This is a genomic window from Azotobacter armeniacus (assembly GCF_054779355.1).
In genome coordinates this window covers 1-14,617 of record NZ_BAAGYK010000123.1, presented here as the reverse complement: position 1 = coordinate 14,617, position 14,617 = coordinate 1, and the positions used below count along the sequence as shown (strand labels likewise).

The 14,617-nt window shown below is 67.6% G+C and carries 9 protein-coding genes and 2 pseudogenes; 1 reads left to right on the top strand and 10 read right to left on the bottom strand.

Features of this window, described 5'->3' with window-relative positions:
- Window positions 1–202: 202 nt before the first annotated feature.
- The 10 genes and pseudogenes from ACYVD0_RS17080 to ACYVD0_RS17035 all read right to left on the bottom strand — a co-directional run bounded on the left by ACYVD0_RS17080 (window position 203) and on the right by ACYVD0_RS17035 (window position 13,442).
- A complete protein-coding gene (locus ACYVD0_RS17080) occupies window positions 203–760 on the bottom strand; it encodes a recombinase family protein (RefSeq protein ID WP_131253004.1) in 558 nt (185 codons plus the stop codon).
- A gap of 52 nt (window positions 761–812) precedes the next feature.
- Window positions 813–1,190, bottom strand: a complete 378-nt coding sequence (locus tag ACYVD0_RS17075) for a YkvA family protein (protein ID WP_460427923.1) — start codon at window positions 1,188–1,190, stop codon at window positions 813–815.
- Window positions 1,191–1,242: 52 nt separating this feature from the next.
- The gene (locus ACYVD0_RS17070; RefSeq protein ID WP_460427922.1) at window positions 1,243–1,629 is read right to left on the bottom strand and encodes a HepT-like ribonuclease domain-containing protein; all 387 of its coding nucleotides are present in this window, start codon (window positions 1,627–1,629) and stop codon (window positions 1,243–1,245) included.
- Complete coding sequence (locus tag ACYVD0_RS17065; RefSeq protein ID WP_460427921.1) at window positions 1,626–1,916, bottom strand: nucleotidyltransferase family protein; 291 nt, start codon at window positions 1,914–1,916, stop codon at window positions 1,626–1,628. The genes ACYVD0_RS17070 and ACYVD0_RS17065 overlap by 4 nt, the downstream gene beginning before the upstream one ends.
- A 139-nt stretch (window positions 1,917–2,055) precedes the next feature.
- Window positions 2,056–2,286, bottom strand: coding sequence for a hypothetical protein (locus ACYVD0_RS17060; protein ID WP_460427920.1), 231 nt, complete (start codon window positions 2,284–2,286; stop codon window positions 2,056–2,058).
- A 272-nt stretch (window positions 2,287–2,558) separates the two neighbouring features.
- Window positions 2,559–2,901, bottom strand: a pseudogene (locus ACYVD0_RS17055) (endonuclease domain-containing protein).
- An 81-nt stretch (window positions 2,902–2,982) separates the two neighbouring features.
- Window positions 2,983–5,106 carry an exodeoxyribonuclease V subunit alpha gene (gene recD / locus ACYVD0_RS17050; protein ID WP_460427919.1) on the bottom strand — a complete coding sequence of 708 codons (2,124 nt, stop codon included), beginning with the start codon at window positions 5,104–5,106 and terminating at the stop codon, window positions 2,983–2,985.
- Window positions 5,103–8,768: an exodeoxyribonuclease V subunit beta gene (gene recB / locus ACYVD0_RS17045; RefSeq protein WP_460427918.1), complete on the bottom strand. Its 3,666-nt coding sequence runs from the start codon at window positions 8,766–8,768 to the stop codon at window positions 5,103–5,105. Before recB ends, recD begins: the two co-directional genes overlap by 4 nt.
- Complete coding sequence (recC, locus tag ACYVD0_RS17040) at window positions 8,765–12,214, bottom strand: exodeoxyribonuclease V subunit gamma (protein WP_460427917.1); 3,450 nt, start codon at window positions 12,212–12,214, stop codon at window positions 8,765–8,767. Before recC ends, recB begins: the two co-directional genes overlap by 4 nt.
- A gap of 168 nt (window positions 12,215–12,382) precedes the next feature.
- A pseudogene (locus tag ACYVD0_RS17035) lies at window positions 12,383–13,442 on the bottom strand (Na+/H+ antiporter NhaA).
- 370 nt (window positions 13,443–13,812) lie between these two features.
- Between ACYVD0_RS17035 and trhA the strand changes: the two are divergent.
- Window positions 13,813–14,430, top strand: coding sequence for a PAQR family membrane homeostasis protein (gene trhA, locus ACYVD0_RS17030; RefSeq protein WP_460427916.1), 618 nt, complete (start codon window positions 13,813–13,815; stop codon window positions 14,428–14,430).
- Window positions 14,431–14,617: the final 187 nt, after the last annotated feature.

The window sequence follows — 14,617 nt, the reverse complement described above, 5'->3', positions numbered from 1 at the left end:
GCTCACCCTGGCCTGAAGGTGCGAAGCCCTGCGCCCGTGCAAACGCACGGGCGCAGGGCATTGGGGGTAAGCATCTTGCGTACGTTGATAGCAACCATTGGAGGCCTGCTGTTGCTTGCCGGCAGGCTTGTGCTGGGGCGCTTCTGCGGCTTTTCCAGTTACTCAGGAAGGGGTCGTCTCAGAAAACGGAAAATAAAGCACGCTAAGCGTGCGCAGAGGCTGGCACCCAGCGGTACAGCGTAGGAACAGACACGCCGAGGTTCTTGGCCACGTCCTTGGGCGGAACACCGCTGGCCAGCAGCTTCTTCGCCGACTCGATTTTGCTGTCGGTCATCTTGGGCTTGCGACCGCCCTTGCGGCCAAGCTGCCGCGCTACATCCAGCCCAGCGCGGGTGCGCTCGACGATCAGCTCGCGCTCCATTTCGGCGAGGCTGGCCATGACGTGGAAGAAGAACCGGCCAGATGGCGTGCCGGTGTCGATGGCGTCGGTCAGGCTCTTAAACTGGACGCCTTGCTTGTGCAGCTCCCCGACCAGATCGACCAGTTGCTTGACGCTACGGCCCAAGCGATCCAGCTTCCAGACCACAAGGGTGTCGCCTTCGCGTAGCATTTCCAGCGCCTTGGCCAAGCCGGGGCGGTCGGCCCGCGTGCCGCTCACCTTGTCCTCAAAGACCTTCTGGCACCCGGCCTTGGTCAAGGTTTCCCGCTGCAACTCAAGGTTCTGATCCTGCGTCGAAACGCGCGCATAGCCGATCAGCATGGTTTGTCTACCGCCGGTTCGTGATGCGTTTGAGTTTTGCGACGGCGACGACTCATAGGAACGCTCTCGCCAGAAGGACGGCGCAGGCAATCCAGAGAGCAATGATGAGGCCCGCAGCGAAACGGCTGACGGGGCGCTCGGTCGCCTTGGCTGCGACTTCTCGATGCTCGGCCATCAGCTGGGGCGGGATGAGGCGAACGACCAGAAGGATGCCGAGCGGCACGATGACAAGATCGTCGAGGTAGCCAAGGACCGGGATGAAGTCAGGAATCAAGTCGATGGGCGAGACGGCATAGGCGGCAACCGCCAGCGCGAGTACCTTGGCGAGCCAAGGCGTGCGGGGATCGCGGGCAGCAAGCCATACCGCATGCACGTCGCGCTTTATGGTGCGTGCCCACTGTTTGGCGGTGTAGATCAGGCGCGTTGTCATGACTGATCCCATGCCTCGATGGTGTGCACCTGATTGACGATCCGCCAGCCGATCATGGTTCCATCCCATAGTCGTTGCGGTCTTCATCGTCGGCATCCTGACGCACGGCTGGCAGTTGTTTCAGCAACTCCGGCAGCGCCGTCCGCACCGTCTCCCACACCACATCGAGGTTGATGTCGAAGTAGCCGTGAGCAATGCGGTTACGCATGCCACGCATGCTGCGCCACGGCACTTGCACATGCGCCTGGGTGAACTCGGCGTAGCTGTCCATCAGCTTCGTCGCCGCCTCACCAATGATGATGAGGCTCATGATGACGGCCTGCTGGGTGCGCTTGTCCTCAAGGAAATCAGCTTTGCCCAGACCCTCCACGAATGCGCACGCATCCGTTGCGGCCTGCTGCATGTGGTCAAGGTAGTCGGGAAGGCGGTTCTCGTTCATACCGGCCGTGCTTCCGCGAGCACTTTGGCCCGGAACTTCGGCGGCAGGTCGGCAGGGGTCAGCAGATCGACGTGAATGCCCAGCAGCGATTCCAGTTCGACTTGCAGACCACCCAAGTCGAACAGCGTTGCGCCCGGCAGTGCATCGACCAGTAGATCGAGGTCACTGCCGTCCTGGTCGGTGCCGCGAACCACTGAGCCGAAGACACGCGGGTTCGCCACACGAAAGCGGCTCGCCGCTTCACGGATGGCACTTCGCTTGAGGTCAAGCACGAGTGAGGGTCGCATGGGCACCTTTCCTTATCGAAACTCGTTGAGATGATATGCAATCAAGAATAGAGTTTCAAGAACCCTTTTCGAGAATCGCAATGCCTTGATTTTGTCGTTTTCAGAAGCGGACTGCACTGAACGTCAGAAGCCGACTGCACTAGACCTTGAAGTAGCCGCCGTTGTGGAAGACCTGGCCGTTCTTCCACTTGGCAGCGCCAGTCTTGAACGGAACCCAGCCCAGGGAGCGACGCACGCCACGGGACTTGCGCCATCCCAAACGGGATTTTCTGAACTGCTTGCGGCGCATGGCGTACTCCCGCGACACCTCTTGCAGCGTCTGGGAATGAAGCCCCAGCTCTTTGCCGGAGCCCTGGGTGTAGCGGTCCATGTCGTAGGCAGACAGAAACAGACCGCGCTCCCGAATGGCTCGGGAGCTGAGTTCGTTCAGATAGTTCCAACGAAGTTCATGCTGCGGGCCCTCTGGCGCAGCAGCGGAACATGCTTGTCTCGAACGCGAACCTTCAGGGTCTTGGCCTGCTTCATGCTGGCACTTTATCATGAGAGGGACGGCTAGCGCCGTCCGCGCTATTCATCCCCGCATTAGAAGTACGGGGCCTTCCGCGCATTTCGGTAAAACCCTCCCCCCAACCCCTCTCCCGTTCACGGGGGAGAGGGTCGCTCCTGCTCCACCCACAGACGTATCCGCTCCAGCACTGCCTCTGTCTGCTGTAGTGCCTCGTGATTCCAGAAGCGCAACACCGTGAAGCCCTGTCCCTGCAGCCAGTCATCCCGGAGCCGGTCATAAGCCACCTGCCCGACAGGCTGCCCACCATCCAGCTCGATGACCAGGCGCAGCTCCATGCAGACGAAGTCGACTATGTAGCGGCCCAACGGCTTTTGCCGCTTGAACTTCAGCCCCAGAACGGTGAGCGCGCAGGTAATACCACAGGCGCTGCTCGGCCTCAGTCATCTCGCGCAGCAAAGCCCTGGCCCGGTCACGCATTCGCTCATCCATGAATCGCCCTCTCCCCAACCCCTCTCCCGCAGGCGGGAGAGGGGCTATCCGTGCCGAATCAGCCCCGCATCACCACTCCGCTTTCCCGTTCACGGGAGAAGGCCGCTCTTGCCCCACTAGCGCCTCCACCAGCCCGCTGCGCCGCTCCACCTGCCGGCGCACCGCCTCGTCGAACACGCCGGGGCGGGTTTCGATCAGGCTGAACCAGTGGCGGGCGCGGGTGATGCCGGTGTAGACCAGCTCCTTGGTCAGCACTGGGTTGAGGGTGTCGGGGAGGATCAGCGCGGTGTGGGCGAATTCCGAGCCCTGGGACTTGTGTACGGTCATCGCGAACACCGTCTCCACCGCGCTGAGGCGGCTGGGCAGGATGAAGCGCAGCCCGCCCGAGCCGTCGTTGCGCGGGAAGACCACGCGCAGCACCGGGTGCGGCGCCGCGCCGGGCTGTTCAGCGGGCTCGGGCAGGCGCAGGCCGATACCGATGTCGCCGTTCATCAGACCCAGGCTGTAGTCGTTGCGGGTGACCAGCACCGGTCGGCCCTCGTACCAGCCCTGGTCGCTCTCGAGCAGGCCGTGCTGGTGCAGTGCCGTGGCGATGCGCGGGTTGAGCCCTTCCACGCCCCAGGGCCCCTTGCGCACGGCGCAGAGCAGCTGGAAGGTATCAAAGGCAGCAAGCACACGACTGGCCCAGCTCCGCCACTCATCATGCTCCGGCGGGCAGTCGGCATCCGGGCGCGACTCGCGCAGCACCTTGAGGTAATGGGCGTAGCCCTGCGGCTTCGCGTCGTCCCGCGCCGGCAGACCGTCGAGCAGCAGGCGCTCGAGCGCCCTGTCCTGCTCGGTGCGCAAGCGCAGCACGTGCAGGTCGCGGCCGCTCTCGGCGAGGATCGTCCGCGCCAGCGCCGCGTCGCGGGCGTTGACCGCGCGGGCCAGGCGGCCGATGCCCGAGCCGCTGCCGAAGCGCCGCGAGTGGCGCAGCATCACGGTGCGCTGGGCCAGCGGCTGGCGAGCGGCGTCGCCCTCGCGCAGCGCCGGATCGGCCAGGGTTTCGCCGCCGACCTCCTCCAGCCAGGCGCGGGTGTCGGCGGCGTAGAAACCGCCCTCGGCATCGCGACAGAGGTCGCCGAGCAGCGCGCCGGCCTCCACCGAGGCGAGCTGGTCCTTGTCGCCGAGCAGGATCAGGCGGGCGTGGCGCGGCAGAGCGTCGAGCAGGCAGGCCATCATCTCCAGGTCGATCATCGACGCCTCGTCGACCACCAGCACGTCCAGCGGCAGCAGGTTGCCGGCGTGGTGACGGAAGTGGCGGCTGTCCGGCAGGCTGCCGAGCAGTCGGTGCAGGGTGGTAACCTCGCTGGGAATGGCCTTGCGCACGTCCTCCTCCACTGGCAACGAGGCGACCTGGGCGCCGATGGATTCGGTCAGCCGCGCGGCGGCCTTGCCGGTGGGCGCGGCCAGCCGAATGCGCAGCGCCTGGCCGGCGGCCAGCGCCGGGGCCTGCAACAGCGCCAGCAGACGCACCACTGTGGTGGTCTTGCCGGTGCCGGGGCCGCCGGTAATCAGGCTGAAGCTGCCGCGCGCGGCCAGCGCGCAGGCAAGCTTCTGCCAATCGGTCAGGCGCTCGCCGTCCACCGTCAGCGGCTCGGGAAAGAGCTTGGCCAGGCTGGCGGACAGCTCCGCCGGCAGCGCCGGCCGATCGGCCAGCCGCGCGCCGATCGCCGCCGCCACCGCCCGTTCGTAGTTCCAGTAGCGGCGCAGGTACAGCCGCTCGCCGTGCAGCACCAGCGGCGCTTCCGCCTCTGCGCCATCGACCGCCACCAACCGGCTGCCTTGCAGCGCCGCCCGCCACTGCGCCAGCTCGACGCCGGCGAGGATCTCCGAGGGCAGCAGGGTGGCGCGCGCGGCGTCCTCGCCTTCCGGCGGCAGCGACAGGGCGAAGTCTGGGTTGGCCAGGGTCGCCGCCAGGTCCAGGCAGACGTGGCCGTGGCCGAGCTGGTGGCTGGCCAGGGCGGCGGCGAGTAGCGCCAGCGGCGGGCTGGCCTCGTCCAGCTCGCGAAAGAAGCCGGCCAGGGCGCGGTCCAGGGCGCGCAGCCAGCCGCGCTCGACCCAGGCATCGAGCAGCGCCAGCAGGCTGGCGCCATCCTGCAGTTTGGCGGCCGGCGCCACGGCGTCCAGCCCCAAGGACAGTTGTTCGCTCATGCCACGGCCTCCGCCTTTTCACCCTTGAACAGCGCATCCAGCGCCTCGATCAGTGCGCGCGGCGGGCGGGCGTGGTGGACGCCCTGCCCCCCCGTGCGACTGCCGCGCAGGAACAGATAGAGCGCGCCGCCGACGTGCCGGTCGTAGTCGTAATCGGGCAGGCGCAACTGCAGCTGGCGGTGCAGCGCCAGCAGGTAGAGCACGTACTGCAGGTCATAGCGGTGGCTGGCGACCGCTGCGTCCATGGCCTCCACGGTGTAGGCGGAGTCGCCCTCGCCCAGCCAGTTGGACTTGTAGTCGACCAGGTAGTAACGCCCGGCGTGCTCGAACACCAGGTCGATGAAGCCCTTGAACATGCCGTTGAGCTGGTCTTTCACCAGCATCGGACGCGGCAGACCGGGCAGCACCTGGCGCTGCACCAGGGCGTCGATCTTGCGCACATCGACCTTGCGCGCCTCGAACCAGAATTCCAGCTCCGGCTGGTAGCTGGACAGCTCGGCCAGCGCCGCGCTGTTACCCTCGCCCAGCGCCAGCGGCGTGGTCAGCAGATCGAGCAGCCAGTCGCCGAGGGGGTTGATCCACTCGGTCATGCCGCGCAGCTGACAGCGCCGGGCGATCAGCTCGCGCAGCCGCTCGGGGTTGCCGGCCAGCGCGGCGAAGCCCTCGCGCCCGGCCATTTCCAGCAGGCCGTGGAGGAAGGTGCCGGGATTGGGGCCGCGTGGGAAGCGGTGCAGGCTCGGCACCTCACCCGCGCGCAGCGGCACGAAGACGCTCTCGCGCTCGTCGTCGGCGGCCTTCTGCGCCGCCGGGCTGTCCGGCGCAGCGTCGTCGAAGCGGCTGGCCATCGCCTCCTCGGCCCCGCCGGTGCGCAGGGCGCTGTAGGAGGCGATCCACCAGTGCTCGGCGGCGCGCCGCGCCGGGGTGCGCCAGACCGGCTTGGCGCGGGCCGCCACCTGCTCGCGAAAGAGCGCATCGCCGGCTTCCAGCGCCGCCAGCACGCAGCTTTCGCCCGCCACGTCGAGTGGCGCCAGCCACTGCTCCAGCGCAGCCGTGTCGGCCAGCGGCGCGCCGCCGCCGAGCAGATAGCCCAGCGCCGAGTCATGCAGGCGCGACTGCTTGGCGTTGCCGACCTTGAGGTCGGCGATGCCCAGCCAGCAGGCATGCCGCGCGCGGGTCAGCGCCACGTAGAGCAGGCGCAGCTCCTCGCCCAGGCGTTCGCGGTCGGCTCGCGCCACCTCCTCCTCGCCCGGCGTCAGCACCAGCCGGCGGCGTTCGCCGTCGTGCACCTGCAGCGGCTGGCCGCCCTCCACCGCGCGGAAGGCGCAGATGAACGGCAGGAACACCAGCGGGTATTCCAGACCCTTGGACTTGTGGATGGTCACCACCCGCACCAGCGCCGCGTCGCTCTCCAGGCGCAGCACCTGCTCCTCGGCGACCTGGATCTCGCCGGCCAGCAGCTCGCCGAGATGGCGGATCAGCGCCTGCTCGCCATCCAGCTCGGCGGCGGTGCGCTGCAGCAGCTCGGCCAGGTGCAGCAGGTTGGTCAGCGCGCGCTCGCCGTCGGAGCGCGCCATCAGCCGCTGCGGCAGGTCGAAGTCGTGCAGCAGCTGGTGCAACATCGGCAGCACGCCCTGGCGCTGCCAGCGCTGGCGGTAGCCGCGGAACTGCATGACTCGCCGCTCCCAGATGCGCTCGTCCTGGTTGAGCTGCTCCAGCTCGGCCAACTCCAGGCCCAGACTGCGGCTGGCCAGCGCGGCGCGCAGCGGGCAATCGACGTCCGGCTCGGCGCAGGCGCGCAGCCACAGCAGCAGGTCGCGCGCCTCCGGGCTGGCGAACACCGAGTCCTTGTCAGACAGGTAGACGCTGCGCACCCCGTGCGCGGCGAGCTGGCCGCGGATCGCCTCGGCCTCGCGGAAATCGCGCACCAGGATGGCGATATCGCTGGGACACAGCGGTTGCAACTCCCCATCCCGGGCAAAACCCGCCTGTCCCTGCTGGCCGAGGCTGAGCAGCCGGGCGATCTCGCTGGCGGCGCGGGCGGCCATCTGCGTGCGGTAGGCGCCGCCGGAGAGCGGCTCCTCGCTTTCCAGATGCCAGAGATGCAGGGCGCTCGACGGCTCGCCCGTCACCTGCCAGACCTCCTTACGGCCCTGCGCATGCACCTCGAAAAACGGCAGCGGGTTGACCTCACCATTGCGGAACAGGAAGGCGCCGCGCCCGGCCTCACGCGCCTCGGCCAGCCGGAACACCCGGTTGACCGCCGCCACCAGCGCCGTGCTGGAGCGGAAGTTGGTGTCCAGGTTGTAGTGGCGGCCTTCGGTGGCGTAGCGGGCGCGCAGGTAGGTGTGGATGTCGGCGCCGCGGAAGGCGTAGATCGCCTGCTTGGGATCGCCGATCAGGAACAGGCCGCAGTCGGCGCGGTTGCTCTCGATGGCGTAGATGCGGTCGAAGATGCGGTACTGCAGCGGGTCGGTATCCTGGAATTCGTCGATCAGCGCCACCGGGAACTGATTGCGGATCACCCCGGCCAGGCGCTCGCCGTTGTCGCCCTGCAGCGCGGCGTCCAGGCGGGTCAGCATGTCGTCGAAGCCCATCTCGGCGCGGCGGCGCTTCTCCTGCTCGAAGCGCCGGCACACCCAGGCGGCGGCGTGGCGCTGGGCCGGCTCGGCGGGGCCGGGCAGCGCCTTCAGGCGGCCCGGCAGGAGGCGCATGGCGTCGAGACCCGGATGCACTGGCGGCGAGCCCTTCCAGGCTTCGGCCAGGCCGTCGGGGGTCAGGCGGGTGAAGCCGGTACCGAGGTCCAGGGCCGCCTCGTCGCCGGCAGCCCAGGCGCGCAGCTTGTCGCACCACGGCTGGTAGTAGCGCGCCTGGATCTTGCGCCCGTCCACCTGCTTGGCCTTCACCGCCGCATCGAGCAATTGCTCCAGTTCATCGGCCCAGCCGCCCCAGCCTTCCTTCAGCCTGGCCAGCTCGCCGGCCTGCTCGGCCAGCGCGCGTTCCAGCAGCGCGCCCAGCGTCTCGACCGGAGCCGTGGCCGGCTCGCCGAGCAGCGGGCGCAGCCGCTCCTTCAACAGCCGGTCCGGGTGTTCCCAGTGCTGCATCACCCAGCCGAGCGCCGCGCCGGAAAGCGGGTAGCAGTGCCGGCGCCAGTAGTCGCGCACCACCTCGGCCATCAGCTCGCCGTGGTCGGTCTCCAGGGTCTGGGTGAACAGGCTGCCGCTGTCGAAGGCGTGCTCGCGCAGCATGCGCTGGCACCAGCCGTGGATGGTCGACACCGCCGCCTCGTCCATCCACTGCGCGGCGATGTCCAGACGGCGCGCGCAGGCCGGCCACTGTTCGGCGGCGAAGTCGCCACGCAGTTGCCGGAGCAGGTCGTCGCCGTCTTCCTCCCCGCGAAAGACCCTGGCCGCCTCGACCAGCCGCGCGCGGATGCGGTCGCGCAGCTCGCGGGTGGCGGCGTCGGTGAAGGTCACCACGAGGATCTCCGGCGGCAGCAGTTCGCGGGCGAAGCCCTCGGCGCCGCCGTGGCCAAGCACCAGGCGCAGGTACAAGGCGGAGATGGTGAAGGTCTTGCCGGTGCCGGCGCTGGCCTCGATCAGCCGGCTGCCGTGCAGCGGGAAGCGCAGCGCCAGCGGGCGTGCGGGGGTCGTCGGCAGGCTCATGCGCGGGTCTCCTCCATGAGTGGTTCGGGCTGGTGATCGAGCAGCGACTGATAGAGGTCGCGGCTCCATTCGTAGAAATCGCCATCGGCGACCAGGGCGGCGAAGGTCGGGTACTGGCGCGCCAGGCTGGCGCTGCCGGCCGCCTCGCCGCCGTGGTTGTAGCCGCCCTCATAGGCCTTGCAAGCGGCCTCTCCGGCCTTCGCCTCATCGTCCACATTGAGCAGCCAGGCGATGGCGGTGTTCAGCGCCACCGGCAGCGGCGCCTCCAGACCGGCGCGCCAGGCTTCCAGCCACAGGCGCAGGATCCGCCGGGCTTCCTCCCGCTCGACGGGGGCGAACCTGAGGCTGGCATCCTCGCCGACCAGCAGTGTGGTCAGCGGCACGTCGCAGGCCGTGGCGGCGACATGCGCCACCCAGGGCCTGAGCAGGCGGTGCCACTTCCAGCCGTCCTTGCCGCGCCGGAGGTCGCCGGGCTGCAGCTCGATGCGCGCCAGCGCTTCGCCAGCATTGCGGCGCAGGCCACCGAGCCAGCCCTGCAGCTCGACACCGGCATGCGCGAACTGCAAGGGTTTCGGCGAGTCCAGGCGTTCGGGCCAGTCCGCGCAGAGTGCCCGGTAGCGCCCGATCTGCTCCGGCAGCGGCTTCAGCACGGACTCGCGCAGCCGCTCGCCGAAACCGGCCAGCGGCAGCCGGCCGCTGCGCTGCAGGCGCAGGGCTGCGGCCTGCAACGCCGGCTCGACCTGCGCCGGGTCGTCCTCCAGGGCCAGGCTGGCGGCGTCGAGCAGGGTCTGGCGCAGCTGGTGCAGCTCCAGGCCGTCGAGGCCGAAGGGCTCCTCGTCGAGCTGCGCCTGCGCCTCCTCGTCCAGGTGCACCTTGAGGCGCTGGGTGAAGAAGTGCTTGACCGGGTCGCGCAGGAAGTTCTGCAGGGTTTCCAGGGCCAGCGTGCCGTCCGGCTCGAACGGCGGCAGCTCGCGCGCCTCCCCGGTTTCCGCGCCCTGGCGGTGCAGCGCCGCCCATTCGCGGGCGTAGCTGAACAGCGCGCCGTCGCCCTCGAAATAGCGGCGGCTGAACGGCTGCAGCGGGTGCTCGGTGGTCAGCGCCTCCAGCAGCTCGCCGCCGCCGGCCAGGGTCCAGCCGCTGGTGATATGGTCGCGCAGCTGGCCGAGCAGCACCGACGCCGGCCGCTCGCAGTTGTCGCGGATGCTGCGCCCCACCCAGCTGACGTAGAGCTGCTCGCGCGCGGCGAGCAGCGCTTCGAGCAACAGGTAGCGGTCGTCCTCGCGGCGAGAGCGGTCGCCCGGGCGGTAGTCGCCGGCCATCAGGTCGAAGTCCAGCGGCGTCTGGCTGCGCGGATAGTCGCCGTCGTTCATGCCGAGCAGGCAGATCACGCGAAACGGGATGGCGCGCATCGGCATCAGGGTGCAGAAGTTCACCGCGCCGGCGAGGAAGCGCTGGCTCAGGCGGCCCTGGTCCAGCGTGCCGAGCCAGGCCTCGCGGACCACGCCGAGCGGCAGGGGCTCCTCCAGCTCGACGCCGGCGCACAGCTCCAGCCAGTCCTCCAGCGCCTCGGTGAGCTGGCCGAGCAGGGTTTCGTCGCGCTCGCTCTGCGCCAGGAAGAAGTCGTCGAGCATGGCCTGCAGGATGCGCCCCCACGCAGCCGGCGCGGCGGGTTTGGCCAGGCGCCGGTGCAGGACGTCGAGCGCATCCAGCAATTGCACCAGTGGGCCGATCAGCGCCGCCTCCAACCCGCCGATCTCATCAAAGGGCTCGATGCCGGCACAGGCCGCACCGCTGCCCATCGCGTAGCCGAGGAGCATGCGCCGCAGCCCGAAGCGCCAGGTGTTCTGCTCCAGGTCCGCCGGCAGGCCCAGCCCCGCGCGGCGTTCGGCGTCCAGGCCCCAGCGGATGCCGGCGCCCTCGATCCAGCGGCGCAGGGTCGGCAACTCGCTGCCGTCGATGGCGAAGCGCGCGCGCAGCGCCGGCACGTCGAGCAGGTCGAGCACCTCGCTGACGGTCAGCCGGCCTTCCGGCACTCTCAGCAGCTGTTCGACGGCGATCGGCAACGGATCGCAGCCTCGCTGCCCCTGGTCAGCGAGGGTGAAGGGGATGTAGCGGGCGTCGTCCTGGGCGTACTGGCCGAACACCGCCTGGATATGCGGCGCGTAGGCATTGACGTCCGGGACCATGACGATCACCTCGCGCGGGCGCAGGCTGGGATCGGCGGCGAAGCGCGCCAGCAACTGGTCGTGGAGGATCTCCACTTCGCGCTGGGCGCTGTGGGCGATATGAAAGCGCAGCGAGCGGTCGGCCTTGGGATCGACCGGCGGCCAGGTGTTGCGGGTTTCCGCCAGGGTACGCAGGTTGAGAATGTCGTCCTGCAGCTGGCCGAGCTGGTGTGTGGTGTCGCCCTCGCCGAACAGGTCGATGCGGCCGCCGAGGACGGCGAAGCGCTCGCGGTAGTGCTCGGGGTCGTCGTGCATGTCCAGCAAGTTGATGTAGTCGCGGCCCTGCTTGCCCCAGGCGGCCAGCAGCGGGTGGGCGTGCTGGTGCAGATCCTCGGCACAAAGCCCCGGCGCCATGCCGCCCTTGCGCTGCTGGCGGCGGTACTGGTGGCGCAGCAGGTCCTGGTCGGGAACGATGTCGCCCCAGTGATACTGGCAGGGGTTGTGCACGCAGAGCAGCACCTGGCTGAAGCGCGCCAGGGTGGCCAGCGCCTCGAGGGTCTGCGCCGGCAGCGAGGAGATGCCGAACACGATCACCCGGCGCGGCAGGCCGGGTGGCGGCGCGTCGAGGCCGCGCAGGCGCTCGACGAAGCGCAGGTGCACGCCGGCGCGGCTCGCGGCCAGCGCCTGCCGGCCGACATCCTCCAGCAGCGCGCGCCACAGCGCCGGCTGCCAGCGCACCGCCTCGTCCAGCGCCCGGACGCCGCTGCGCGCGCTGTGCAGCCGGTCGCGGCCATCAGCCCAGTCGGCCAGCCAGTCGGCACGGTACACCTGGTACTGGTCGAACAGGTCGGCCAGGCGCTCGGCCAACTGGTGGCGCTTGCGCAGGTCGCCGTCGTCGGCGAGGAAGCGGCTCAGCGGGGCGAACGCCTCGCCCTGCAAAAGGCCCGGCAGCAGGCGCATCAGCCGCCAGGTCAACGGTGCCTTGTCCAGCGGTGACTCCTGGGGAATGTTGTCGCTGCCCAGCACCGCGCGATAGGTCCGCCAGAGAAAGCGCGCCGGCAGCTCGACCTGGATCGCCGCGGCGATGCCGCAACTGTCCTGCCCGGCCAGCGCCAGCTTCAGCCACTGGGCGATACCGTTGCTCTGCACCAGCACCACCTCGTTCTCCAGCGGCGCCAGCGGATGCAGCCGCATCCACTCCACCACCAGCTCGCGCAGCTCCTCCAGGCGGTTGCCGTGCACCACCATCAGCCCCGCAGTCAGCCCCTCGTCACCCTGCATGCCCTGCTCCCTTGCGCAAAGAAGGACGCCATTGTGCCAGTTGAGGACGACGGTGAGTGTCGCGCTCGACAGCCACGGCAGTTGCTGCCGACGGGGAGAACCGGGCAGTCGCGCTCCGGGTCCGGGAGAGATCGGCCGCAAAGCGGACCACCGGCTGCCCTGGACGCTTTAAATTTCGTGGTTTCTCTGTCGGGTCACCCAGAACAACAGCGCAAGGCCGACAGCGGCGGAGAAGAGGGAGGCGAGGAAGATTCCCAGTTTGGCCTGATTGAGCAGGCTCCTGTCGAACGCCAGGTTGCTGATGAACAGCGCCATGGTGAAGCCGATTCCGGCGAGGATGCTGCCGCCGGCCAGCAGCTTCCACTCAAGTTCCGCAGGCTTTATCGCACCCAGGCGCAGCGCCAGCCAGGTGAATGCCAGGATGCCGGCAGGCTTGCCAAGAGCGAATCCGATAAACACCGCGATGGTGATGGAGTCGCCGAGATCGCCCAGGGACAGCGGCACCCCGGCGCTGACGAAAACAAAGAGCGGCATGACGACATAGGCTACCCACGGATGCAGGGTGATCTGGATCCGTTCGGCCGGCGAACCAGATGAAGCCGCCCGCCAGGACATAGAGCTGGATACTGCGAATGCCGACGAGGGTCATCAGGCGAACGATGGCAATACCCACTGCAGCGAAAGCGAGTGCATTCCAGGCAAGGTGATCGCCATAGCCGATGGTGACCACCAGGATGGCGCCAATGTCATCGACGATCGCCAGCGAAAGCATGAATACGCGCAAGCTTTGCGGAATGCGCGATTTCAGCAGCGCAAGGCAGCCAATCAAGAAGGCGGTATCGGTGGCCATGACCGCCCCCCCCTCGCCGGCCTGGCCCGACTGCAGGAGCAGGTACAGCGCTGCCGGTACCCCCATGCCACCCAGAGCCGCCGAGATCGGCAATGCAGCCATGCGCGAATGGCGCAATTCACCCAGAATCAGCTCCCGCTCGAGCTCCACGGTGAGGAGAAAGAAGGACAGCGTCATCAGCCCGTCACTGATCCAATCCTTAATGGAGCGGACGAAGTCCAGTGAGCCGACCTGAAGCCCTGGCGGAGTTTCCCATACGCCCAGAAAGGCCTGGGTCCAGGGTGAGTTGGAAAGACCTACGGCAGCGGCCGTAAAGAACAGCAGAACGGCACCGGCGACGGCCTCGATGCGCAGGAACCGGGCAGGCGGTTTTGTCATCCGATGAATGGACTCATGGGGCAGCCGGGCGAAATCAGAGCTTCCCTGCTGGTCTTCATGCATGGCGAGAGTCCTCAGCTTTGCTGGTTAGACCAGCCCATGGACCTCAAGCACAGCACGGCCGACGAGAAAACCAGGCCAGCTATCAACTGGAGGCGTGGTAATTGCTTGAACAACTTCTCGCACAAATAGCCTGTCTATCGAGAAGGGATCGTTCATGCTGTGACAGGGAGATGAAGCGCTCGGCTTTACCGTTGGCAGTCGTCCAAGGCCAGACGATTGCCGCTGCGCCATCTCGACAGGCCACTAGTGATGTCCAACTCAAGCGGGTATCGATTGCAGTCTGCATCGCCTTTGAGGTTGAACAGGTATGTATCACGGCGAAAAACTCAACGCCTGGACGCATCTGGTCGGTGCGATCCTGGCCCTGGTCGGCATGGTCTGGCTACTGGTGGTAGCGAGCCTGGATGGCACTCCACAAAAGATCGTCGGCAGTGCGGTCTATGGCGCCACCCTGCTGCTGCTCTACAGCATTTCGACGATCTACCACAGCCTGCGAGGGCGAGCGAAGGTGATCATGCGCAAGCTCGATCATCTGTCGATCTACTTGTTGATTGCCGGCAGCTACACGCCGTTTTGTCTGGTGACTTTGCCTGTATCCTGGGGTCGGCCGCTGCTGGGAACCATCTGGGGGCTGGCACTGTTCGGCATGCTGCAGGAATTCAAGCAGCGCTCCGAGGCGCGGATTCTCTCGCTCGTGATCTATGCGGTGATGGGCTGGCTGATTCTGGTGGCGATCAAGCCGCTGATCGCCGCCCTGGGTAGTGAGGGCTTTACCTGGCTGGTGGCGGGCGGGGTTTTCTACACCGTCGGCATCGTCTTCTTTGCCTTCGACAGCCGCTTCCGCCATTGGCATGGCATCTGGCACCTATTCGTCATGGCGGGCAGTCTGCTGCATTTCGTGGCGATTTTCTTCTATGTGGTGTGAATTTCGCTGCAGCCGCATGTTTTGAAGTCCAGCCCTCCAGCCGGATGACTGGAGATCTGCCATCCGAGTCGGTGCTCACGTCACTAGGGCCTGTTAACACTATTTGCTATAATGCAGCAAATAGTGTTGAGACCGAGTGCCATGCAACTGACCGCCGAGCAATTCAAACAAATCGAAGGCTTGTTGC

Bases quoted from the DNA above. Each gene is read 5' to 3' on its own strand.
- ACYVD0_RS17080 (WP_131253004.1), bottom strand. From the start codon at position 760: ATGCTGATCGGCTATGCGCGCGTTTCGACGCAGGATCAGAACCTTGAG.
- ACYVD0_RS17075 (WP_460427923.1), bottom strand. From the start codon at position 1,190: ATGACAACGCGCCTGATCTACACCGCCAAACAGTGGGCACGCACCATA.
- ACYVD0_RS17070 (WP_460427922.1), bottom strand. From the start codon at position 1,629: ATGAACGAGAACCGCCTTCCCGACTACCTTGACCACATGCAGCAGGCC.
- ACYVD0_RS17065 (WP_460427921.1), bottom strand. From the start codon at position 1,916: ATGCGACCCTCACTCGTGCTTGACCTCAAGCGAAGTGCCATCCGTGAA.
- ACYVD0_RS17060 (WP_460427920.1), bottom strand. From the start codon at position 2,286: ATGGACCGCTACACCCAGGGCTCCGGCAAAGAGCTGGGGCTTCATTCC.
- recD (WP_460427919.1), bottom strand. From the start codon at position 5,106: ATGAGCGAACAACTGTCCTTGGGGCTGGACGCCGTGGCGCCGGCCGCC.
- recB (WP_460427918.1), bottom strand. From the start codon at position 8,768: ATGAGCCTGCCGACGACCCCCGCACGCCCGCTGGCGCTGCGCTTCCCG.
- recC (WP_460427917.1), bottom strand. From the start codon at position 12,214: ATGCAGGGTGACGAGGGGCTGACTGCGGGGCTGATGGTGGTGCACGGC.
- trhA (WP_460427916.1), top strand. From the start codon at position 13,813: ATGTATCACGGCGAAAAACTCAACGCCTGGACGCATCTGGTCGGTGCG.